We start from the raw sequence: 23483 nt of genomic DNA on the forward strand, positions 1-23483 counted from the left end.
GACTGCTCGTGCTCCGTACCGTCCTGCGCAACGCCCTGGCGCACAAGGCCCGACTGCTCATGACAGCGCTCGCGGTCCTTCTTGGTGTGGCCTTCCTCTCCGCCACCTTGACGTTCGCCGGCACCGTCTCCGGCGCCTACCAGAACAGCCTCAGCAACAGCGTGGACAACAACGCGGTGGCGATCACCCTCACCCCGGGCCAGTATCGCCAGGCCCAGGGAAGCCTCGACGCCGGCCTGCTGCAAAAGGTCGCGGCGCTTCCGGGCGTCGCCTTCGCCAGCGGTAGTGTCTTCGGGTTCGCCGCCGTGGCAGACCAGGCCGGCAGGCCGATCACTCCCCCACGGTCCTCCATCGGAGCCAACTACATCCCAGGCGGCAACGGAACCGACGCGAGGTACCACATGACCGACGGTCGCGGTCCCCAGAGTGCTGAGGAGATCGCGCTGGACCGCTCCAGCGCCGGCAAAGCCCACTACCGGGTCGGCGACATGGTCCCCGTATCGGTCAACGGCCCCGTGCTGCAGGAGAAGCTGGTCGGCACCTTCACCACCGATGATCCCAAGGTCTCCGCCGGCGGGTCCCTCGTCCTGTTCGACACCCCGACAGCGCAGAGTCTCTACCTGTCACCCGGCCACTTCTCGCAGATCACCCTCAGCCCTGCCGCCGGCGCCTCCCGCACCCAGCTCCTCACCGATGTCCAGCCGCTGCTCCCACCCGACGGCAGCGCCACGGCGCAGAGCGGTCAGAGCCTCGCCAACCAGCAGAGCGCCATAACAGCCTCCAGCACCGAGGCCGTCAGGAACGCGCTGCTCGCATTCGCTGGGATCGCGCTATTCGTCGGCGTCTTCGGCATCGCCAACACCTTCAACTTGTCGGCTGTCCGGCGTACTCGGGAACTGGCCCTGGTCCGCGCGATCGGTGCCACCCGCGCCCAGGTCACCGCTTCGATCATGGCCGAGGCGTTCTTGGTCGGTACCGTTGCCTCGATCCTCGGTGCTCTGCTCGGCGTCGCCATCGCCTCCGCCGTCCGTGCCGGTCTTGACGCCACCGGCAGCCACCTGCCCTCCGGTCCTCTGGTCGTCAGCCCTGGCGGCGTAGCGGCCTCACTGGTCCTTGGCGTGCTGGTCAGCATGCTCGCGGCGTGGCTGTCCGCCCGACGCGCCGCCACCATCGCGCCCGTGGCCGCCATGCGCGGCGCGCAAGCCCAGGCGACGCGCAAAAGCCGCGTCCTACGTGGTTCGGCCAGCGCCGCACTCACCACCTTCGGTGTGCTGACCACGCTCTTCGGCGCGTGGACCGGAAACAGAAGCGGCATGGGGGTCCTCGCCGTGGGAGCCCCGTTCACCATGATGGGTGTCATCGTGCTGACACCGATCCTCACCCGCCCCGTGACGGCGCTGGCCGCACGGCCGCTGACCCGCCTGTGGGGGCCGAGCGGCACCCTGGCGCGGCGCAACGCCGCCCGCAACCCCCGGCGGACCGCCGCCACCGCATCCGCCCTGTCCATCGGGCTGGCCCTGGTCTGCGCCCTGGCCGTGGTCGGCGTCTCCCTGACCCACGAAATCGACCGACGCTCCACGCAAGGTCTCAGGGCCGACTACCAGATCGGCATGGCCACACCCACGCCGCTGGACCCGTCCGTGGCCCCAGCCCTGGCCCGCACACCAGCGGTCACCGCCGTCAGCGCCCTACAGAGCACTGACCTCCACGTCGCAGACCAGACCCGCAGCGTCACCGCGGTCGACCCCACCACCATCGCCGGTCTGCTCGACCTGACCACCACCAGCGGAACCGCAAGCACCCTCCAGACACCGAACACGGTCCTGGTGAAGCAGAGCACGGCAGCAGCGAACGGCTGGACCACCGGATCACAGATCCCTGCCATCTACCCGGATGGCACCCGGGCGACGCTCACGGTGGGCGGTGTCGTCGCGCCCAACCGCCTGCTCTCCGACCTTGTCCTCTCCCACGCCTCGCTGGCCGCACACGGCGTCGAACTCACCGACCAGGCGGTTCTACTCAGCACGAAGGACGGGGCGAACACGAAGAATCGGCAAGCTCTCCTCAACGCGCTTGGCAACAACCCGATCATCCAGGTCAAGGACCATGAACAACTCCGCATGGACAACGAAGAACAACTCTCCCTGCTCCTCGACACCGTCTACGGGATGCTGGCCCTGACCGCGATCATCGCGATCCTGGGACTGGTCAACACACTGACTCTCTCCGTCTTCGAGCACCCGCGCGAGATCGGGCTGCTTCGCGCGATCGGCCTGGAGAAGGCCAACGCCGCCCAGATGATCCGGCTCGAATCCGCGCTCACCACCCTGCTCGGCGCCGGCCTGGGCCTGGGCCTGGGCATCTTCCTCGCGTGGGCGATCTGCCGGGCCGCACCGATGACGCTGATCCTGCCGTGGGGATCGCTCGCCCTGATACTCGCCACCACCGCCCTGGTGTGCCTGAGCGCCGCACTGTGGCCCGCACGCCGGGCCGCGCGACTGCACACGCTGCTGCCGTGAAGAGTCAATAGCCTCAGGTATTCAGCCGGGCGGCTCTGACGCAGAGTCACAGGCCCGCACCCGGGGCTACCGCTGCGCGCCGCAGCCGGCTATCTGCTCGCGCACATTGCCCCGACCGCGAACCTCGGCCCCGACACCGGTCGCTGAGACCAAGACGGCCCGCCCCTTTCGATCGTGGCACAAGCCCTGAGAACCGAAACCGGCGCGGACCACAGCGGGGTTCACCCGCGAAGGTGAAACCATTCCTGACGCCGTGTCGGAAAACCATGGCGCCCCTCTCGTAGAGGGTGGTCTTCGACTCACCACTGCGGGCCGGGGCTGTCTGCTTCGATCGCGGCCACAGACGCCCCAGGCATTGTCCGGGGGTGGTGGGCAGCGGCCGAAGGGAATGACGGTGGCCCGCCTCGGCGATAGTCGCCGTGTCGCCCTGTCGGAGCGTCAGGATCGTTTGGGTCTGCGGGAATCGGGTGCTTGATGAGACGTGAAGCGGGGGAGCAGGGCTGGGAGGCCGGCCGGTCCGTGGTGGGGATGACCACTCGGGCGTTCCTGGCGCGAGCACCAAAGGGAACGGTCCGCAAGTCCTGCACCCTGGTGCCGGTACGCCGGCACCAGGGGCGTGGTGCAGGAGGGCTCACCGGGCGGCTGTGCTGGGCTGGGGTGGTGTTTCTGTTGGCGGTGAGCGTGACGCTTTCCCCCTTGCCGTGGGCGGCACGGGTGATGGCGGCCGGTACACCGGTGAGCAAGACGGGGACGGATGTCGCGACCGGGAGTACGACGGTGGCGGGCCACGGCGACACAGTGCGATGGGTGACGTCGTACGCGAATCCGAGTCCTTCGCCGGCGGGGGCGGTCATCGCCGATCCGATCCAGGGGGCCGGGGTGAGCCAGACGTATGTCCCGGGCTCGCTGCGGGTGCCGCCGGGCTTCGTGGGGCAGTGGTCGACGGACGGGGGGAACAGTTTCTCCTCCACGGATCCGGGGACGGCCACGGATGTCGTCCAGGCGAGGAGCGCGGCGGTCCTCTCGCCGGCGACAGCGACCTCCACCCTGCTCACCGCGCCGGCGTCGCCTGTCAACACCTTCACAGGGGGCGACGGATTCATCCCGATCGTGTACACGGCGACGATCAACGGCGTGTCCACACCAGAGATCTGGAACCTCTACCACTTCGTGGCGACCGGGCCGAACGTGGCGTGCACGAACCGCCTGACGAACGGCCCCTGCCCCTCGCCCACCGGTGCGGCCCGTAACTGGCCCCAGCCGATGAACTCCTCCGCAGTCGGCGCCCTGACCGGAGACGTCGGCAGCAGCCTTGACCCGAAATTCGTGGTGATCGGCTCGAAGCTGTACTACCCGGGTGTCTCCAGCGCCTCGGGGTTCACGAAGATCGGTGTCGGCTGTCTGGACCTGCAGGCCCAGCAGAGCTGCGGGTTCACCCCGTTGCAGACCGCGGTGGCCGATGCGGGCGGCAACGCGGTCTCGGGTGTGGTCCAGACCCCGAACGGCAAGATGTACGTGTTCTCCTCCAACGGCCAGATCCTGTGCTTCGACCCGTCGTCGAATGGTGCCTGCGGGGTGTTTGGCATCGGCATGCCCGCGGACAGGACAGCATCGACCTCGCCGACACCCACCGGCTTGGCCGGGACGCTGGATGCCATCGCCGGCAAGGTCTACGTCACCGAGGTGAACGCGACGTCCACGGGCGCGCTCATCGGGTGCTTCGATCCGGCGGCCGGCGGAGCATGCGCAGGCTGGACCACCCCGAAGACCATCTCCACCGGGCCGATCGGGTCGGTCTTCTCCGCGTACAGTCTCTTCACCGCTTACAGCCCGGCGGGCACCGCCACCTCGGTGTGCTCGACCGTGGCGGGCGATAGCGGCACCCCGCCGACCGGTACCGCCGTCTGCTTCGACTTCGCTGGCAATCCGGTGGCCGCACCACCGGGACTCAGCACGCTCCTGGCAGCCAACAACTTCGGCGCCAGCACCGTTTACATGCCCCCCGCGGTGCTTACCCCGCCGGGCCACCACCTGGAGTCGCTGTTCCCGGTGTGGGGGGGCGCGTCGAACAACATCTGCTACGACTGGGTGGCCCAGGCGGCCTGCTCTTCCTTCGGCACGGGCGGCAGCCTGCAGGGGCCGGCCAATGTACACGGCGGTGACACCCGGCCCTACGGCTACGCCTTCGACGGGCAGTGCGCCTTCGGTCTCGGCGACGCCGGCTACCTGTGGTCCATGGATCCCATTACCGGCCAATCCCCCTGCGTCAAGACAAAGGCGACAACGACCCTGGACCCGCGGCAGTTCTACTGCGACGGCGCGACGGGCCATTACAGCGCCTACGGAACCCTGCAACTGGCCGGCCTGACCGCCGCCAACGTCGACTACGCCAGCTCCTTCGTGACAGTCACCGACTCCGCCAACAACCCGATCGCGACCCTCCCCATCAACCCCGCCACCCAGAGCACCGATCTATCGGCCGTACCCGTCACCACCACGGCCCCCATCACCGTCAGAGCGGACATCGCCCTGAACAACACCAGCGACTTCACCACCAACACTCCGAGCATGACGGTCACATTCGTAGGCGACCCCGTCCAGATGTGTTTCCAGACCATCGTCGCCAACGACTGCACCATCACCTCGATCGCAGACCAGTCCACCCAGAGCACCACCGGATTCCCCCCCACCACCTCCAACACCGTCACCCTTCAGGTCCCACCCGGCCCCACCTGCCGCTCCGTCCCGTCCACCACCAGTCCCCCCGCCGTCCCTACCGGCGGAACAACCTCCGCCACCACCGGCGGAACAACCTCCGCCCCCACCGGCGGAACAACCTCCGCCACCACGGCAACCAGCACAGGACCGGCAAACACACCCATCTCCCCACCCCTGCTCACCTTGCCCCCCAGCCCCGCACTTGCGGCCGTCCCACCCCCCGGACCGGTGGGCGGGACGACCGCCACCGGTATCCCCCTGGCAGGAACCCAGCCCACATCCCCAATCACGCCAGCCGCGCCGCCGCTGGTGTCGTTGTCGGCACCCTCTCCTGCTACGTCGCTTTCGACGACCCCGCCCTCGCCCTCTTCCTCGCCTCCCTTGCCGTCTCCGACTCGGTCGCGTGTACCTGGTCCAAGTCCCAGCGCGAGGGTGTCTGGGAGTAGGAAGAGTTCGCCACCGACTGCCTCGCCAAGCAGCACGAAGGGCGGCGCGCCCTTCTTCTCGGACCCCATCGTTGGCGCTATCGACAACAAACCGGGCTTCGACGAATCAGCGCCACTCGCGTTCGTCGTGCTGATTCCAGCGTTCATGGCCGCGGTGGCCGTAGCCGCTGCCGCCATCCGCCGCAGATCGCGGTAGCGGGGTTGCGCTTCCCGACAGTGGAGAATCGAGCCGCAACGAGGGTCTGTACCTTGAGTGGCTCCATCGCAGATTCGGATCACCACAACCACCACCACATGACCACGGACAGCCAAGATCACGATCTACAGCTGCTGTGAGGATTCGCAGGTCCACCGCGATGTCGCCGCCGCAGCGCATCACCTGGAGGTCGTGCGCATGCGGGCCTGGTCCGGGATGACGAAGGCGTCCTTTGCGTCCGTCTTCCCGACCCCGGCGTGCAGCCATTCGCATCCGGCTTCGCTGGCTTGCCGGGCCGCCTCGGCGATGAGTTCGGCTCCGATCCGGCGGCAGCTCCCCGCGACTACAGTGCCCAGGGTGAACGCGTGAACGCCGCCGTCCCGCTGCCCTGAAAGAGCTCAGTGAGCTAGCCGACGACCTGTCGGATGGTGGGCACTCCAGGTCTCTTGGGCACCGGGGGCCCAGAAGGTCGCGCGGTTCGAGCCGCGCCGGATGCTGCGGTGAGGTGACCACGAGCACCCGCTGGACAGGAACGCACCACCACCGTCTCGGGGCACCGAGCAGTATTTGTACCTACCCATGGAGCAGTAGGGCGCGGGAGAATCTACACGAGGAGATCGTCGCTAGCAGTGGCCAGGATGTAATTCCAGCCGATGACTCTGCGTCCTCAGCGGCGGTGACGGGAGGGCTGGAAATTCCAAATTCTGCAATCCACTTGGAGGTGGCATGTTCGCGGATCTCAATGACAAAGAATTTTTTCGCTCCTACAGCAAATTTGCAGACAACCAGTTCGTGCTGCTTGCCCAAAAGGACACGAAAGGGAACCTGGTGATACCCAAGGAGGATGCGCATGTGTACACTCGGCTGCTGGTCGATTATATAAACGCCCACCTGGGGAAGGATGGATTCCCTCCGGTCACCTTGAAGGACGAGGTCCAGAAGGATCCTGGCCACGGGGCCGATCGGACTCTTCACGCAGCCTTCGAGGCATCATCTCTTTCTGTGTCTGCTGCACCTTCCGGTCGGAATGGAATGTCGAAGACCGATTCGGATGTGCGCGCCGAATTCATGCTGCACGAGCTTCGCCACTATCAGCAGGGGACCGCCCAGGCGGTATTCGTGGTGGCCGGGAACCCAGGCCTCGCCCCGAAGCAGTACCAGAAAATGTTAACCGCATGGCAGGGCCACGACTTCCCCCTGACGGTGATTGATGCCGCGATTAGCCGGATAGCACGCGGCGAGGCGACGGCTGCCGAGCTGAAACTCGGAAAAGAGCAGTACGAGGGCGAGACCGGGCTGATCAAGAAGAGTCTAGGCGTAGACCCCCTGCCACGCACGGAGAGAAACGTGTATCTGGCTGCGCAGGTTGACCCGAAAACCAGGAACGACCTGGCTCTCGATGAAGCAAAGATGGCAAGAGTAACAGCCGACCTCCTGATTTCGAAATTCAACGACGCACCTCCCAGTCCCAAAGAGGCCTTTGCCGCCGGCAGCCTCTTGGTCTTCAGCCATCTACTCCAGGCGTCGGACCCGAGAGCAGAGGAAATCAGGAGAACCTGGGATGTAATGGAGAAATACCAGAGTGGAGCGGAGAATTTTCGGCAATGGAATACTATCCAGTACAGAGGATTTGTTGACGTATATCAGGGGTATCTGAGGGCAACGGCGAGTGCGGCCTATTCAAATCTCGCGCCAGCATTTGATGCATACAGGAACAAATCTCCGAGCGAGGGTGATGCACATAAGGTCCAGTGGGCACTCAGGGAGTTTGTCGGAAGGCTTGAGGATACTGGAATTCCCGCCCCGGAGCCATTGAGGGAGTGGAAGAATGAGGAACTGGCCGCAGTGGTGAATCAACAAGCTCCGAGAATTTCGATCAGACCGAACCTGCCACAACTAGCGGATCGGCTCGCGAGCATCGAAAAGCGGCCCGAGAATACGGTGAACGGGACTAGGAATTCTTCTATCTTTAATTTGCTTCGGCGCGGTACGGTGGGCGATAATAGTCAGCCAAAGCGCGGGGGTAAAATCTGAAACGGCTGCTGTAGGTCGTGATCCGTGACGTGTCGGGGTTGGTCAGCTGGGGCGGGGCAACTGCGGGTATGGCTACGGCCGCCACGATCGTGATCGTCTGTGGCAAACAGATCCGATGCGGCCGTGGAGGCCATGGTGGCGCACGGGTGGCGGGACGGCTCCGGGGAGGCGATGGGTCTGGTGGTGGATTGCTTCGTGTGCCGAGAGACGCGGCAGACGTTCTGCCCGGGCTCGGAAGTGGTGGAGAGCGACCTGAGGCCAGTGCTGGGGCGGACGGGCACGGGTGCCACGTCGCGGACCGTGCGAGGCTTGCGCCTGTTGAGGCAAGCGGGCGAGCGGCAGGGTCGGCGGGTTGGGCGGGCGACAGCCTGCGGCGCACCCGCATCCCGGTGACCCATGGGTGAACCCGTCGGAAGACGCTAGTTCTTTGGTAGGGGGATGTGGGCGACGTTCGTCGATTCCAGCCAATCGGCTCGTATGCCTACTATCTGCCCATCGATCAGCACCGAGAAGTTCTGCTGATCGAAATGAGGCGCCGCGCCTGTGCGCTGAATGCGAGCCGATCGCTGAAGGGCAGTCGGTGATGGTCCGACAATTTTCTGTTGTCTCTGGAGAATCAGGGGAGAGTCGTGAAGCAAACCGCCAACCGTCGAAGCCGGATCACTGCCCGGGTACTTGCAGCGGCCCGACCGGTTGACAGTGCCAGGGGGAGCGGTGGCGACGAACCCAATGGCAAAGTCCGCCGGTGGCCGGCGCGGAGCAGTGGGCTGTCCGGACCCCCATGATCGTGGAAGCCGTACTCCTGTTGCTCAGGCGGGGGCGAGCTGGTATGCCGACGCGGACCAAGTGGAATTCTGCGGGCTTGTCGGCTTTGCCGCCGGAGCGGTCACAGCGGCCGAAGGGCGCAAGCCGCGCCATCCTCCCCGGTCATGCGCGCTCTTCATGCTCAACCAGTGCGGGACAGGCTTGGCCGCTGGGAGCCACTCCTCGGCCTCTGTCCGGGGCGGCGGTGCGCTTTTCGTCCCAAGGCAGGGATCGCGTGACGTCGACAATCGGTGAGTCGGCTCCCCACAGGTCGTCATCTGCGTCGTCCGGTGGGCACGGGAACCGCGCAGTCGTCGTCGAGCGCCAGGCGTGGCGCTGGTCGATCAGGACACCACGGTCCGTCCTCACGCGGGTCAAGCCGCAGCCCGGGACAGCACACCCCGATTCTCACAGTTCTCACACACGAGCGGTGGTGACCTTGTGCAGGAAATCCCTGCGGCGATCCGCGATCCGGGCGTGTGCCCGGCCGACCTTGAGCCGGGCCTTGGCCCGGTTGTTGCTGCCCTGTGTCTTGCGCGACAGGTCCCGCTGCGCCTTCGCCAGACGTTGCCGGTCCCCGCGCTCGTGCTTCGGGTTGTGGATCTTCCCGCGCTCGTTGCTCAGCCTCTCGATCGGGAGGGAAAGGGCGAGCAGGGACGTGATGCCCGCGTCGATACCGACGGCTGCACCGGTGTCGGGCATTGGCGCGGGCCGGTCCTCGCACAGCATGGAGACGAACCAGCGGCCCGCACCGTCTTGCGTCACGGTGACTGTGGTCGGCGCGCTGCCCTCGGGTTCGCCAGCGTCAGCCAGCCGTCGCGTGGCCACGGGTCACACGATAGCCACTCACCTTGTGACCGACCGCAGGCGATCACCCACCCAGACGCCGGGCCGCCTTTACGGCGACTCGGCCTTCCCCACCCCGCCACGCGGGAAATCCAATCCCTCCCCGGCCCAAAGTCCGGGGTTTCCCTGGAGGTAACCGATGAAGCTGTCTCCGCGCGATATCGACAAGCTCACCATCTTCATGGTCGCCAACTCGGCCCGCCAGCGCCGCGAGTGCGGTGTGAAGCTCAACTATATCGAGGCCTGCGCACTGATCAGCGAGAGCATCCTGGCAGGCGCCCGCGAGGGACGTAGCGTGGCCGAGTGCATGGAGATCGGCAAGCAGGCTGTCGGCACCCAGGACGTGATGAACGGTGTCCGCGAGCTGCTGCCGTTGCTCCAGATCGAGGCGGCGTTCGTAGATGGCACCAAGCTGGTTTCGTGCCATGACCCGGTGGGAGCCTGAGCGATGACGCCCTTCGCCTTTCGAGCGTCGATGCTCCGGCTGCGACGGTGGTGATGCCGGGGGACACGAGAGCGGCGCGGGGGCCACTCTGGAGCCGCTGGTGGAGGACGGCGCCGATGCGCGCGTTTCCCGCCTCTTGGACCCTGGCCGCTGCCGGGCGCGGGCGCTGTCCCCGGCGCCGGTGTGTGGCGCCGATGACCCTGGGCCCCGCATCCGCGTCTGGTCACGGATGCGGGGCGGGCGCTGCGGTGCCTCGCCGAGGACGGAGGACTGCTACGGATCGCGCTCGCCGCTCCGTTCGGTACACGGGAGCATTTGGTGGCCTGGCTGCGCGCTGCCGCACTGCGGGTGGGCCCTGCGCGGGAGGGCACGCGATGCGGTGGCCGCCCCGACGGCCGGCCCTTTCGAGGACGCCGACCTTTCCGCAGGGTCCGACAGGACGAGGTACAGCCTGCGGCGGCGGCCATTGAGCGCGGAGCCGACCTCGGCGACGACCTCGCCCGCGGCCAGACCTTGCTTGGTGGCGTCCTCGAGGACACGGGCGACTTGCCGATCGCGATCGGATTCCTGGTCCGCCGAGGAGACCCGGCAGTACGCCACGACCTGTCCAATCGTCTCGGGGTCCGGCTCGGGAACGAGCCGGCTACGGACGGGGGCTGGACGACGGGGACCGGCATTCTGCCGTCCTTCACCCAAGTCCACGCGGTCTGGTAGCGCACGCCGTTGCGCGCAGCCCACTTTGAGAGCTTCACGCGATCACGGTGGACCACCAGAAGGCTGAGGTTCCTTAATGAGACGTTCAGCCACTCGCCGCCCCGCCCACGCCACAGCTGGCCAGGCCCTCGACCCTGTGAAGCATCGATACGAGGGCTACCCGTGAGAGCGGAGACGCGGGCTCCGGCACAGCTGGAGAGCAGTGAAGACCTAGGTATTTTCCGGGATTTCTTTAAGCCCTGCCGATAGTAGCTTGGACTTCCAGTGTCTCCTTGGAGTTCGAACTGGCGGCAGACCCGATGGACGAGCCGTTCTGAAGTGCGGAGGTACGCAATCATGAGTACTCCCAGCCCGAGGTCGTCTCTGGGCGGATCGACGGATGGCCAGCAGGGGGCGACTGGCGTATCCGTGAACCTTGGTGCGGCATGGTCCGAATTCAAGGGCTCCGTCGCGGACTCGGTATCGAAGTCGTGGGGGTGGGTCAAGAGTCATCCGCTTGCCGCGTCGATTGGCATTGCTACGCTTGGTGTCGCAGCTGCTGTTGCGGCACCTTTTTCGTTAGCTGCTGCTGGTGCTGTTGTCGCGGTCCCCGCTGCTCTGGCGGTACTGGGAGTAGTCGGAAAAGGAATCTATGATGCCAGTGATCCTTTAATGCATGCGGGTGGCGCTGGATTCAGAAAACTATCCAATGGAGTCAGAAGGCTATTTGGTGGGCCTGAGAGGGATTTGCCTGTGACGGAGTTGAAATTCGGGGGGACGCCGGTCGGAACGCCCAGGGAGTCGCGTGAGATGTCGACACACCTGCGTCAGAGTGAGACGTTCGCGCAATCACCCCGGGAAACTGTGGAGCCTGGACCGAATGTGACGGTAACGCCGGAGCCCGTTGTTGAAGCGAGTTCGTTCACGCATCCCATGGCGCCTTCATCTACTAGGGCGTCTCAATCTCAATCGGCGCCGACCACACCGCGGGAAACGCACGCTGGGGATTCGGGCCCTAGCGCTCGTCGTGCTTCCACGCAGCCAGTGGCATCGAGTAATCACCAGCAGGACTTATCTAAGCGACAGCGCGCTCGCACGCAGCATCCGCCTGGGGGAAACCGCACGCAGCATCCTCCTGGGGGAAACCCGCAGCATTGACAGTGACCCACCGATAGAGGCGCAGCAGATTGGTTGGTGATGGGAGAGTCTGGGCCAGACTTCAGGTTCGGCTCGGGCGCCATGCAGCAGGGTGCGGCGGGTTCAGGCTCTGCAGTTCGGCGCCAAGCCGCTGGCCGCACACGGGCCTCCGGCTTGGCGCCGGCTGCAGCGTTGGCGCCCCTGAGCGGCCTCAAAGGTACTCGGAAATATGTTTGTTTCCGCCGATCGCCTACCGGCTGGTCTACCGGAAGCTGACCGCAGGGCTGGCTGGCCCGACCGCACGCCGGCGCAGCAGCATCCTGGGCGAGGTTTTTAGTAGTTTCCCGGATGCCCCGCGCCTCCCGCGAGGCACACAATTGACCATCGGAAGTTGTACCCGCTTTCCCGTGGCCGCTCGAATCGATGCGGATCCTGGGGCGCACTCGGGACATGCACTAGGAGGGCAGGATGCCGGAACCGCCACCCGAGCTGAGACCGAGCGTTAATCCGGTGAGATTTTTGGTGGCGAGGAACGAACTGGCTAGCCGTCCGGAGCTAATCGTCCAGAGGCCTAATTTTCTTCCATGGTTCTTGACGGGCCTTCGCAGCCGATATTATCGGGCGAATGGTGATCAGCTTGTCCCCGCAGAAAGGTTCCACGCCAGTACAATAGGCGTGGATTCTGCCGCTGGACCGTTGTCAGCAAACGGTGCCGGAGGTGAAAGCTATCAGGAATTTGTCAATCTCAAACATACTGGCCCAGTGAAGCTGGTTGGAACGAAGGAGCAGCTTCTCGAGTACTTGAGGGGCAATGGGGATGTCGCCCTCGCCCTTGGAAGCCGCTACGCCGGCCATCCTATTCTTGCCGAGAAAAACGAGGATGAGCTCAGGTCTGGTCAAGCGGAAGGAGGGAAGCTCAAGCGAGCACGATTACATGAATTAACGGATCCTTATTTGCTGGTTCCGGAATCTGAGCAAGTGACAGAGCAAGTGACAGATCGACAAGTGACAGATCGAATCGGATGGACGGTCACCCCGTTCCGGGCGATCGACGAAAAAAGTCAGTACGGCGTCTTCCAGCCGCTCACCCAGACGGTGGTGCATTTCTTCAGGAGGAGTTCAAATGCAGCGCTGAGCGGGGCCGGAACCCTTTTGCCGTTAAATCCTACGCATGTCCCTCCGGCCAAACTCGATCAGGCGAACTCCGCCGTCGAAAAGGTCGCGGGGCAGGCAGGGTATTCGAAGCCACTTCCGCCGGCCGGTACGGCGGTCAACGAGGCGGCGCGCGCCGCCCGTGGGTTCGCCGAAGTCAATGGCATCCCCAGTGACCCCATGAGCAAGGCCGGAAAATTGATAAACGGAACCGAGGAGGGCGAGGCTGTCAAGGATAAGAGCAGCGGCCACCTCTATCAGATCGAATTCGCGCTTCACTCCCCGCCGCCGGCGGGCAGGGGGCGGCACGAGGACCTCGTCAATGCGAAAGGCATTGCCGTCGTGCGTAGAGGCGAGGATGTCGTACCGGACGAGAGACCGAACGCTGTCAGGCTCGCCGAGATCTCCGGTGCCCTCGAGGGATGCCTCAACCAAGTTGACAGTCAGCGCCGACGTGAATCTCGCCCCCATTTCTGGATCCTGCAGAAGGTAAAAGGACTTCTGGGCCTCCACCGAGAGGATGCTGAGGTGAGCATCAGTCGGGCTGCTGGTATGAGGATAGCTATCCCCCAGTCGGGGATACCGGCAACTGCGGCGACTGGTTCCGCCGTGGCGTCAACGGATGCCGCGCCGAAAGACCCGATCGCTCTGGCGGACCTGAGCAACGCGGCAAGCTCACCGGAAGTCACCCCTATGGCTCCCGGCCAGTTCCTGGACGACGGCGTGAGCGCGCAACGACGGGAGAGGGCAACACCCCTCAGCCAGCCAGAGGAGCCGGCCACGCTGTCGCAGCACCGACCAGACATCGAAGGGCCCGGTGCGGCGCCTGCTGGTCCGGTTGGCGGGGCTAAAAAAGAAGTGCTGAGGAGCATCTCTTCCCGCCCGATGATCCCTCCTGCTGGGGCCCTGCCCGCGCGCCCACAACGTTCCTCCTCGATGCGGGAACCGGGTGGAAGAGAGGGGAGGGAGAAGAAGGGGGCTCAGCGTCACCACCCATCGACCGGTTTTGACCGTCCGGGGCCTTGACTGGAGGTCGGAACGCCGTCAGGGCCCCGCCCCTGGGAGCCAGGAGCATGTCCGAAATCAGCGGCGGGTGCCGAGCAGGTACCTTCCCAGGCGCAGAGCCGCCCAGCGCGAGCAGCAGAGACTCGGACAGGATCCCAGCGCCCCGGGCGAGCGGCCGCCGCCGCTCGCCCGGGGCGGATGTCCGCCGTCCTCTACCACCTGCGTTTCAACCGATGGGGCGTCAGTTCCAGGGATTGGCAGGCTGGTCGTTGTTGGCTACCCAGAAACGGACACCCGAGGCGATGGTGCCCCTAGCCCAGAAGCTCCAGCCACCGACCTGGGTCAGGTCCGTGCCGTAGTGACCGTCGTGGAATCCGGCTTCGCGCCAGCCGGGGCCGAAGTCCGAGGCGCACAGGGCATTGGCGGTGGCGCGGCTGGTCAGCGAGTACCCGGTGATGGGCGGGGTCAGGCCCACCCAGCCGCGCGCCCAGCCGTCGTAGAAGTCGGCGTTGAGGTCGGCCGGTAACGGGCTGTTGGTGACGTCGAGGCAGAGCATCGGAAGGACCGCAGAGGCCGGAGTGTCGCCAACCCACGGGTTGGAGGTGCCGTCGAAGCCGACGTGCACTTCGCCGTTCGAGCGCTGTTGGTAGGTGATCCAGGTGAGACCGGCGTGCCCGGTCATCGGCGAGGCGGTGGCGGAGGTCGCCGAGCCGGCCGTGACGGCGGCCAGCAGCAACGCTGCGACAGCCGCGACCTTGCGGCGCCGACTGACCGAGCGGGTCCGTGCGAAGACAGCCATGCTTCTCCCTCAGGCAGGTCGCTCCGATAGGGGAGCGATGGTGCGGATGGGATGTGTGCCGGGGAACCCGCGGTCCAGGCGGCACGCGCTGGCGCCCCCGCCGCAACCTCCGGCACGTGCATCATTTCGGCTTGTCTGCTCTCGGTCAATAGGGTCATTGGGGAGCCTGTGATCTCCTCGCCAAAACAAGAAGGCGGCGCATCGGTCCTGTCCGGCGCGCACGTCTTGGGGTCGGCGGCCAGGCCAGTAAAATATCTGACGTATCATCAGAACTGGTTTCTTGTAGAGAATCTGATGAAAGCTCAGAAATTTTCATTCGACTCAGCGGTGCCCTGGCGGGGCGTGGATGATCTTGACTGTTCCGGAGGTGCTCGGGATGTGGATCTGATGGCTATCGCCGACTTTGATTGAGTATTGTCGAAGTCTGTAAAGAAAATGACAGCAAGAGATCAGGTTTGATCAGGAGTCGATCGGGCGCCCCTTTCTGCTCGCGGTCTCTGCTCTGCGCCTCGCTGCCGCACCACCCGGTACGAGAACGGTCACGCGGAGGCGACGTGAGCGACCTGCCGGGCGTGCCAGAGCTGCGCCGTCCCCACGGGTGTCCGGTTTGATCGCGTGATGCCGAGGTGGTGAGGGGCCGTGATGCCGCTGGCATGGTGGCGAAGGTCGACGGCGACGTTTGTGCGGCCGGTGAGCCGCAGTGTGCCGATGGCCAGGTTTCGCGCGGTGGCCGATGGCCCGGGGTGCGGTGCCGGTCTGCATGCGGGGGGCGTCCTCGCGGTTCGGCGTGATCAGACGCGGACCAGTGCTCGCGGATCACGGTCGAGAGCTGGGTGGCAGCCAGTGCTTTCGTCGGAGCTGGGGTCGGTGATCGGCGCAGACCGTTTCATGGCGGCCCTGCTGTGCGGCGACGCCGATCTCGGCCGCCTGGACTGGGTGGTTGTCGACGCCGTCTTGACTTGTTGAGGGCATGTCAGTTTCCTGGGGAGCCACCACGCCCCGACTGGCCCGCAGTCGACCCACACGTGGCCCCGACCTTACTGACAAGGGGAACATGAAGCCGGACAAGACTCGACACGCCCGCAACGCCCGTACCTGGCACAGGTCATCCACCTCAAGGCCCGCATCACGCGCACGCCGTCTGCTCCTCGCTCTGCTCATCGGCACAGCCCTCAGCCTTGCAGTCACCCCAGCCGCCTCCCACACACAGAGCGCCACCCTGCGCCTCGGCTCGGTCCAACTAACCCCCTGCACCGACCACCACGCCTACTGGTGCGCACAAGTGCCCCTACCTCTGGACCGCACCGACCCGCACAGCCCCGCCATCGCCATCGGCTTCGAATGGATCCCAGCCCTCGGCCCGGCCACAGGCACTACCGTCGCCGTCGAAGGCGGCCCCGGCTGGGCCTCCACCCGCTCACACAGCGCTTACCTGGCCATGCTCGGCCCCTTGCGGGCAGGCCACAACCTGCTCCTGTTCGACCTGCGCGGCACCGGCAGCTCACAGGCCCTCAACTGCCCCGGCCTGCAGTCCTACCCGCACCACTCCTCAGGGCCCGACTTCGCCCAAGCTGTCGCCGCCTGCGGCGAGAAGCTGAACCACACCTGGCAGCACCCTGACGGCACCTGGATCCACGCCTCCGACCTCTTCGCCACCGCCAACGCCACCCGCGACCTGGCGGACACACTGCACCTGCTCAATCTGCCCCGCATCGACCTCTACGGCGACTCCTACGGCACCTGGTTCGCTCAGGCCTACGCCTCCCGCTACCCCGCGACTCTGCGCTCACTAACCCTCGACGCCAGCTACGAAGTCCTCGGCCTCAACCCCTGGTACCCCGACACCGCATCCACCGCCCACACTGCCTTCGACCTGGCCTGCCAACGAGCCCCCGCCTGCACCCGACAAGCACTCGCGCCTGCCTGGGCCACCATCTCCCAACTCGCCACCCGCCTACGCGCATTCACGCTGACCGGCCCCACCACCGACCTGAAGGGAGGAACCGTCAACGAGACCGTCGACCTGACAACCCTGGTCGACCTCGTCAACAACGCCGGAAGCGACCCGGCCATCTACCAGAGCCTGCAAGCTGCCGCCCAGGCCCTGCTCACCGCCGACGACCCCGCCCCGCTGCTGCGCCTGGCCTACCAGTCCACCACCTACGACGGCACCACACCGCTGCCGCCGGACTACTCCGACGCCCTGTACTTCGCCGTAGCCTGCACCGACTACCCACAGCTGTTCTCCATGACCGCCTCGCCCGCTCAACGCGCCCGGCAGTTGCAGCAGAACACGGTGGAAGAGCCCTCAGCCCCGTTCGCCCCCTTCACCCCCGCCGAGTGGATCACGGTCAACGCCTACACCAACGCCTACGACGCCTGCCTGGACTGGCCGGCCCCGATCCGCACCGATCCGCCCATCACGGCTACCCCGCCCTTGGTACCCGCCACGGTCCCCGTCCTCGTCCTGGGCGGCGACCTCGACTCGCTCACCCCCTTGGCCGGAGGAGAGCAGGTAGCCCGGCAACTGGGACCCTCCGCACGGCTCATCGCCGTGCCCAACCTTACCCACATCACGGCGATGCCCAACACGGCCTGGCCGGGCCCGGAAGCCTGCGGGCAGAACCTGTACCGGCAGTTCGTCGACGCCCCGGGCCGCCTCGGCACCCTCGACACTTCCTGCACCACACAAACTCCGCCCATCCCCGCCCTCGGCGCCTTCCCACAGCACCTGGCCGACGCACTGCCGGCCACACCGAGCTCGGGCAACTTCGCCGATGGGCGGGCGCTACGAGCGGCCTCCGTCGGCGCCTCCACGGTCGGCGACGCGATCGCCCGCAACGGGTACCTCGACAAGAAGCGCGACCGCGGACTGCGGGGCGGGTCATGGACCTCCACCAGCGGCACCCCAACCACCTTCACCTTCCACGACGTGCGCTGGGTCGAGGACGCCACCGTCAACGGCACCGCCCGGTGGGACCCCACCAGCGGAGACGTCAGCGCACACCTCAAGGTGCACTGCGACGGAGTCCGCGACACGAAGGTCGAAGTCACCTGGAACACCACGACTACCCAGGTGCCGGCCGTCGTGACCGGGACAACCGGCCACACACCCCTGCGCGCCACTGTCCCCGCACCCTAACCTCAATACCAGTGACCTACTGATCATTTCAGAAGGGTGCGGCTCCTTTTGAGGGAAGGTTGTTGATCGGGTGCCGAGTTGGTAGTCGTGCTGGTCGGGGTAGGTGCGCTGGTGCCCACGGGGGTGATGGTAGTCAAGGTCGCTGTCGGTGTGCACGACACAGAGTTTGAGGACGGCTTCGGCGCCGGTCAGGCACTGATCGAAGCCGATCGGCGAGGCGCCGACCGGTGCGGGGTGCGGTCCGGCAGAGGGGCCGGACCTGGGCAGAGGGGGTCTGGTCGGGGCGGACGTGGAGGCGCTGGGCACGGCGGCCCCCGACCAGTTGATCCGGCTGTTCAGTTCACGCAGCTGGGCACCAGGACTGCGCTGCCAGCGCAGTTGGTGGGCCTGTTGTGCTCCACCGCGCTGTATTTCAGCGCCACCGTGCCGGCGTTGTTGTTGATCCCGCCGGGACGGGTGCTGGCAGTGTTGTGCTCGAGCACGGTGCCGGTGAGCGTGACGGTCCCACCGTTGTTGGTCAGGCCACCACCCTGGGCGCCCGTGCCGGTGGAGGTGTTGCGTTCGATCAACAGCCCCTTGGTGCTCAACGTACCCTCGTTGTAGACACCACCGCCCTGGGCATCGGTCCCCTCCGCCGAGTTACGTCCGATCACTCCACCGTCCATCGTCACCCTGGCGGCTGCTCCCTGGTTCGCGATGCCCCCGCCCACTCCCGGCGTGCTCCCCTTCGCTGTGGCCGTGTTGTGTTCCACCCGGGTGTTGTGCAGGTTCACCGTGCCGGGGTTGAGGTTGTAGATCCCTCCGCCGCCTCTGAAGCCACCGGTGCTGGCTGCGGTGTTCGAGAAGATCTTGGAATTATCGATCGTCGCCGGGCCGCTGTTGGCGAGTCCGCCACCGACACCGTCGGTGGTGTTACCGCTGATCGTGCTGTCGTCGGTGATGGTCAGGTTGCCCCTGCTCGAGATTCCGGCGCCGAATGCTGCCGAGGTGTTGTCGAGGATGGAACTGTGACGGATCCGCAGGGTGCCAGAGGCGAGGATGAAGAAGCCGCCGCCATCGAAGGCGGTACCGTTCCTCACGACGCTGCGGTTGAGGTCGATGGTCCCACCCGCATTGGCGAAGATGTTGCCGCCATCGGTGGCGGTACCGCTCGTCACGACGCTGCGGTTCAGGTCGAGGGTCCCACCCGGATCGACGAAGATGTTGCCACCAGGACCGCCCGGGGCGCTGCCGTTGCGGACGGTGACATCGTCAAGCGCCAGGTTCCCGGGGGCGGCGATTTCGAAGATGCGGAATTGGGCTGCTGTCGTTGGGTCCCGTTGGATGGTGGCGCCGCGTCCTTCAATGGTGAGTTTCTTGGTGATCACCGGCAGAGCGTCGCTGCCGCTTTCCGGCGTGGCGTAGCTGTAGACGCATTTGTGCGCCAGCACCAGGGTGTCCCCGGGGCTGGCAGCAGTGATCGCGTTCTTCAGTGCGGTCGGGTCGCAGGGCACGTGGGTGGTCGCGGCATGGGCCGTCGCAGGGATGGCCACCAAGCCCGCCACCACGCTGGCCACAGCGGTCACGCCGCGCAGACGGGCTCCTCGAAACACTGCCATAGGGATTCCTTCCTATCGGGCCGAGTCCGTGCGCCCGGACACATCTGTTGGCTCCCGGATATCACTCACAGTGAGGGCACGGTGATGGCCTGCCCTTCTGCGGCACGCCGATCTCCACCTAACGGATCAAAATCCCAAGCGCGACACCGCTCCACGCAGGCAGAGCGGCGGTTGAGCCGGCTGTTCGGGATCTCCAGGGGGTGCGGTTCGTTTCGAGTGCAGCTTTTGATCACGCGGTGAGGGTGTAGAGGCGTTGGTGCTCGCGGGTGGCGTGGAAGGGCCGGTAGGTGTCGAGGTCGCCGTTGGAGACGAGGGCGCGTAGTCGTAGGACGGCTTCGGCTCCGGGCAGGCCCCAGCGGGCGCCGGTGATGTCGAGGCGGTCGGCGATCAGGTGGCGGCAGGCTCCTTCGACTGCTCCTGTGGCGATCGGCCACCCTTGTCGAGGGCGGTGTCGTAGTGGAGTTGGTCGAGGTGGCCAGTGGGGTAGCGGTGGCAGGCGTCGACGGCCTCGCGCCGGGTGGCTGACAGGTGCTCGCGCTCCGCCTCGGCGGTGACTTCGACGGCGATGCGGGCCGCGTGGCCTGCCAGGATCGCGGTCAGATGGCCTGCCGCCCAGGCCTCGGCCTCGGTGGTGCCGGGTTTGTGGAAGGCGCGGGCGAGCTCCCCGGGATAACTCGGCGACGTGGATGAAGTCCAGCAGTATGTGCACGGTGACGCCGCGTCGGTGGGCCTCGGCGGTGATCAGGTCGAGTTGGTGGCGGGATCCGTCGACCAGGACGATCCAGGGTCGCAGATGCTTCGGGTCGCGGGCTTCGGCCTGGTCGAAGGCGTCGGCGATGACCTGTTCGGGCGGGCGGAGAAGGGAGGCGGTGCACCACTTGTTCTCGGCCTTCGGTCCGGGGCGGGGGCGGCGGGTCTCGCTGCGGCCTCCGGGTGGGTGGATCACGTCGTGGGGACGCCTGGGGGCGGGGCGGGTGTCGAAGACGCAGGCGACGGTGGCCATCCGCTTGCGGTTGGGTTTCTCGCCCGGGGCGAGTCGTGTGCGGTGGGCGCCTGCGGTTTTCGCGGCGGCCCGGCGGGTGGCCTCGCGCAGGGCCTCCGGGCGCATGACCACGCCCTTGCCGTCGACTTGGAGGACCAGCGGCATGTCCGTGCTGCACGGCAGCGGGATCCTGACGCGGTAGAAGGCGTCGAGCCGCTTCAGCTTCGACCGCGTGCCCTCGATCTTCGCGGTCTCGGCCGGCAGCCCGATCCTCGGCACGATCTGCTTGGCGTGGACGGGCCCCGAGGCATCGGCCACCGCCTCCACAATGTCCCGGTACACCGACGGCAGCACCTCCGTCCCTATCCCGGGCTGCCAGTTCGGCACCGTCAGCACCCCCGATGACCTGCTGCTCGGCCCCCGCATACGCGTCCGCCACCCCCGCGGTGGACACCTCACCGGGCCCCACCGGCACCCGGGAGTTCTCCGGCGCCATCTCGGCGAGCACTTCGGCGACCGTCTCCCGCGCGATCCGCAACCGCTCCAGCACCTCCCGAGCCGCACCCAACCTCCCGGACAACTCGGCGAGTTCGGCCTCCAACCCCTCCACACGCACCCGGGCAGCCGCCTCGCGGGCCTCCAACTCCTCGAACAGCGAGCCCATCCCGCACTCCTCTCCCGCTCCCACGGTAGAGACGAACGCTCCCGCGGACAGCCCCGATCAGCGTTCCCCCATCTCAGAACTTCCCTTCAGAGGAACCGCACCCGATGTCGTTGGCCCGCTTGAGTTCGGCGATCTCCTTCTTCATCGCCTTGATCTGCGCGGACTCCTCCGTGGTCGTCCCCGGACGCTGCCTGGAGTCGACCTGGTCCCGACGCACCCAGTTGCGCGGCGTCTCGGCGGAGCCGATGCCCAGCTTCTGCGCGACGGCCCGCGATGCGGCCGACTCGTTCGGGTAGTCACCGAGGACCTCGGCGACCATGCGCACCGCACGACAGCGCAGCCAAGGCGGGTAGGAGGAAGGACGTGCCATGACTCGAAGTCCATACACGAAATCGAGTCCCCACCGAACCCGGGGCGGTTCACTTCGAAGCTCGACACTCCTAAGGATCACGGGCGGCCGTTGCTGTTGTCAGCCAAACGACGAACCTCACCAAGAAACGATCTTGCCGAGGTCAAACGCCAAGCTAAGGGCTTGGGGGAGCTTCCGATCAGAGGTGTGGGCCGTGCTGGGACTGGTTCAGGGACTGGGGCTGAGGGTGTTGCTGAACGTGCTGATCGGTTGCCTGATCGTGCTTCATATTGTGTAGGCGTGCCTGAAGTTGGGTGATTCGTAGATCTGCTAGGCGCTGCGAGCTAGCCTGATTCTGCGACAAAGCCGTGGCTTGCTTCAGCAGGTCGGTGCCGTCCTTCTGGATTTCCCGCTGGGTTGCTTTAGCTGCCACGTAGTCCAGCGGCACCTTGACCGCCGCGTTGGCGACCAAGCCGGCGCCCGGGACAGCGTGCCCCGCAGCGGAGGCAGCGTGACCCGCGAGGGAGGCAAGGCGCCCTGTAAGGGCGGAGGCGGCCTGACTTACACCGTCGGAGGCTAGGTGACTCACAACGTTGGAAACAAGGTCAGTGCTTCCCTGGTCTCCCTGGCCCAGCGCCCCAGCGCCCTGTTGAGTCCCCTGGCCCACGGCCCCAACGCCATGCAGAGCACCCCGGACGATGGCCTCGCCCACAGCCCCGACGACCCCGTGGTCCTGATTCATGGCACCAGTGCCTTCAAAAGCCCCCAGGGCCGTGGTCCCAGCGCTCTGCAGACCCTCCTGACTGATGTTCTGGACCACGTCCTGGGCCACGGTCTGGCTTATGGCCCCAGAGCCGTCCTTAATCGCCTTCGACGCGGCCTTTGCACCCACGGTCCCGGCGACCCCCGCCACTGCGGGCGGCGTCACTGCCCCGGCAGCGACATTCCTAGCCTTGGCGGCCAACGCTGACGCTGAGAGCCTTTTTGTCTTGTTCGCCTCGGGCTTGTCTATCTCAGGGTTGCGCCCAGTGTAGGTTCTCCCGGCCAGGACGGACCCTTCTGGCCCTTGAGGCCTCTGCCTCACATCGGCTTCGCCGCGCTCTGTGCCTGGCAGCTTCTTTATGTCTGCATGCAGCTGCAGCATCTTGCTCTGCATGATTTCCATGCTCGCGGTTTGCGAGTGCTCGAGGGCAGAGGTGATTTGTTGGACCGTGAGGAGGTCCTCAGTGAGCTGCCTGCGAGCCGCCGAGGACTGCTTAGCGCCAGCTATTGGTTTGACGAAGAGGCCAACCCCCGGGATTGCACTCAACAGGCCGATTTTCGCCTGCTCGGTCACTTTTTTTTGGACCTTTTCGTACCGGGGATCAAGCTCCGCGCCACTCAACGCCGAAGTGCTTCTGAAGGTGGTGTAGTTCCCAGGGCTGGCCTGATCGGTTTGCACGCCTGGTGGCGGCGCCCCTCCCTGCTCCGCGAGCGTGACGGAGTGTTCCATTTCGTCGAGGACGCTATGAAGCCAGCCGTGCATCTTCTCGGAATGTTTCTCCAAATTTGTGAGTGCTTTCGTGACATCATTTTTCAGCTCGCTGATGGGCTGTCGGGCGTACTTTTTCCCGGCCCAGTCAACTCCAACGGAGGAAAGCTTCAAGGTCGCGCCTGTTACCACCATCGGAAGACCCGCAACGGCCCCCACCCCGGACAGCGACACGGCTGCGCCGGCGAGCGTGGTGACGTCTCCGCACGTCTTGAGGAGTCCGGAAGCACCGGCGGTCCACCGCTCCGTCTTCTCCATCCGGTCGACCATCTTCGCGACCCGCTGCTCCTCCGCGCCGCTCCGTAGCGCGTCCTGGGTCATCCGTCTCGCAGCCCGCTCGCCAGGCGTTCCCCTTCTATCGTCCTTGACGAGCGTTTCCGGTCTATCGTCCATGACGACCTCCACCACCCTGGGCTTCCTCCC

General features: G+C 66.1%; 11 protein-coding genes and 3 pseudogenes. 7 read left to right on the top strand and 7 right to left on the bottom strand.

The features are described from left to right. Positions 1-8: 8 nt before the first annotated feature. From ABH937_RS19710 to ABH937_RS19720, 3 genes are all read left to right on the top strand, one after another. On the top strand, positions 9-2519 hold the full coding sequence (locus tag ABH937_RS19710; RefSeq protein ID WP_370218962.1) for an FtsX-like permease family protein: 2511 nt from the start codon (positions 9-11) through the stop codon (positions 2517-2519). 807 nt (positions 2520-3326) lie between these two features. Continuing rightward, positions 3327-5879: a hypothetical protein gene (locus tag ABH937_RS19715; RefSeq protein WP_370218963.1), complete on the top strand. Its 2553-nt coding sequence runs from the start codon at positions 3327-3329 to the stop codon at positions 5877-5879. Between the two features lie 726 nt (positions 5880-6605). Continuing rightward, positions 6606-7913: a hypothetical protein gene (locus ABH937_RS19720; protein WP_370218964.1), complete on the top strand. Its 1308-nt coding sequence runs from the start codon at positions 6606-6608 to the stop codon at positions 7911-7913. A gap of 1224 nt (positions 7914-9137) precedes the next feature. On the opposite strand, the pseudogene ABH937_RS19725 reads toward ABH937_RS19720, so the two are convergent. Then, positions 9138-9512 (bottom strand): annotated as a pseudogene (locus ABH937_RS19725) (RNA-guided endonuclease InsQ/TnpB family protein); the annotation flags it as partial. Positions 9513-9702: 190 nt separating this feature from the next. Between ABH937_RS19725 and ureA the strand changes: the two are divergent. Then, the gene (gene ureA / locus ABH937_RS19730; RefSeq protein WP_280691365.1) at positions 9703-10008 is read left to right on the top strand and encodes an urease subunit gamma; all 306 of its coding nucleotides are present in this window, start codon (positions 9703-9705) and stop codon (positions 10006-10008) included. Positions 10009-10281: 273 nt separating this feature from the next. Here ureA and ABH937_RS19735 read toward each other — a convergent pair whose 3' ends face one another. Continuing rightward, positions 10282-10746, bottom strand: a complete 465-nt coding sequence (locus ABH937_RS19735) for a recombinase family protein (RefSeq protein ID WP_370218965.1) — start codon at positions 10744-10746, stop codon at positions 10282-10284. 1767 nt (positions 10747-12513) lie between these two features. Between ABH937_RS19735 and ABH937_RS19740 the strand changes: the two genes are divergently transcribed. Then, entirely contained in the window at positions 12514-14016 is a 1503-nt protein-coding gene (locus ABH937_RS19740; protein ID WP_370218966.1) for a hypothetical protein, read from the top strand. A gap of 220 nt (positions 14017-14236) precedes the next feature. Here ABH937_RS19740 and ABH937_RS19745 read toward each other — a convergent pair whose 3' ends face one another. Then, positions 14237-14794: a hypothetical protein gene (locus ABH937_RS19745; RefSeq protein WP_370218967.1), complete on the bottom strand. Its 558-nt coding sequence runs from the start codon at positions 14792-14794 to the stop codon at positions 14237-14239. 168 nt (positions 14795-14962) lie between these two features. Between ABH937_RS19745 and ABH937_RS19750 the strand changes: the two genes are divergently transcribed. Then, a complete protein-coding gene (locus ABH937_RS19750) occupies positions 14963-15205 on the top strand; it encodes a hypothetical protein (RefSeq protein ID WP_370218968.1) in 243 nt (80 codons plus the stop codon). Positions 15206-16076: 871 nt separating this feature from the next. Continuing rightward, the gene (locus tag ABH937_RS19755) at positions 16077-17936 is read left to right on the top strand and encodes an alpha/beta hydrolase (RefSeq protein ID WP_280691360.1); all 1860 of its coding nucleotides are present in this window, start codon (positions 16077-16079) and stop codon (positions 17934-17936) included. 335 nt (positions 17937-18271) lie between these two features. Here the strand turns inward: ABH937_RS19755 and ABH937_RS19760 are convergent, their stop codons facing one another. The 4 genes and pseudogenes from ABH937_RS19760 to ABH937_RS19775 form a co-directional block, all read right to left on the bottom strand. Next, positions 18272-19501, bottom strand: coding sequence for a hypothetical protein (locus tag ABH937_RS19760; RefSeq protein WP_280691359.1), 1230 nt, complete (start codon positions 19499-19501; stop codon positions 18272-18274). Between the two features lie 262 nt (positions 19502-19763). Continuing rightward, positions 19764-20711, bottom strand: a pseudogene (locus tag ABH937_RS19765) (ISKra4 family transposase); the annotation flags it as partial. 572 nt (positions 20712-21283) lie between these two features. Next, positions 21284-21550: pseudogene (locus tag ABH937_RS19770) on the bottom strand (transposase); the annotation flags it as partial. A 178-nt stretch (positions 21551-21728) separates the two neighbouring features. Further along, positions 21729-23468 carry a hypothetical protein gene (locus ABH937_RS19775; protein WP_280691357.1) on the bottom strand — a complete coding sequence of 580 codons (1740 nt, stop codon included), beginning with the start codon at positions 23466-23468 and terminating at the stop codon, positions 21729-21731. Positions 23469-23483 lie beyond the last annotated feature (15 nt).

This window comes from Kitasatospora sp. GAS1066B (genome assembly GCF_041262605.1).
GTDB lineage: Bacteria > Actinomycetota > Actinomycetes > Streptomycetales > Streptomycetaceae > Kitasatospora.

What these genes read in the sequence shown, in the direction of transcription:
- ABH937_RS19720 (WP_370218964.1), top strand. Translation starts at nt 6,606, where the DNA reads ATGTTCGCGGATCTCAATGACAAAGAATTTTTTCGCTCCTACAGCAAA.
- ureA (WP_280691365.1), top strand. Translation starts at nt 9,703, where the DNA reads ATGAAGCTGTCTCCGCGCGATATCGACAAGCTCACCATCTTCATGGTC.
- ABH937_RS19745 (WP_370218967.1), bottom strand. Translation starts at nt 14,794, where the DNA reads ATGGCTGTCTTCGCACGGACCCGCTCGGTCAGTCGGCGCCGCAAGGTC.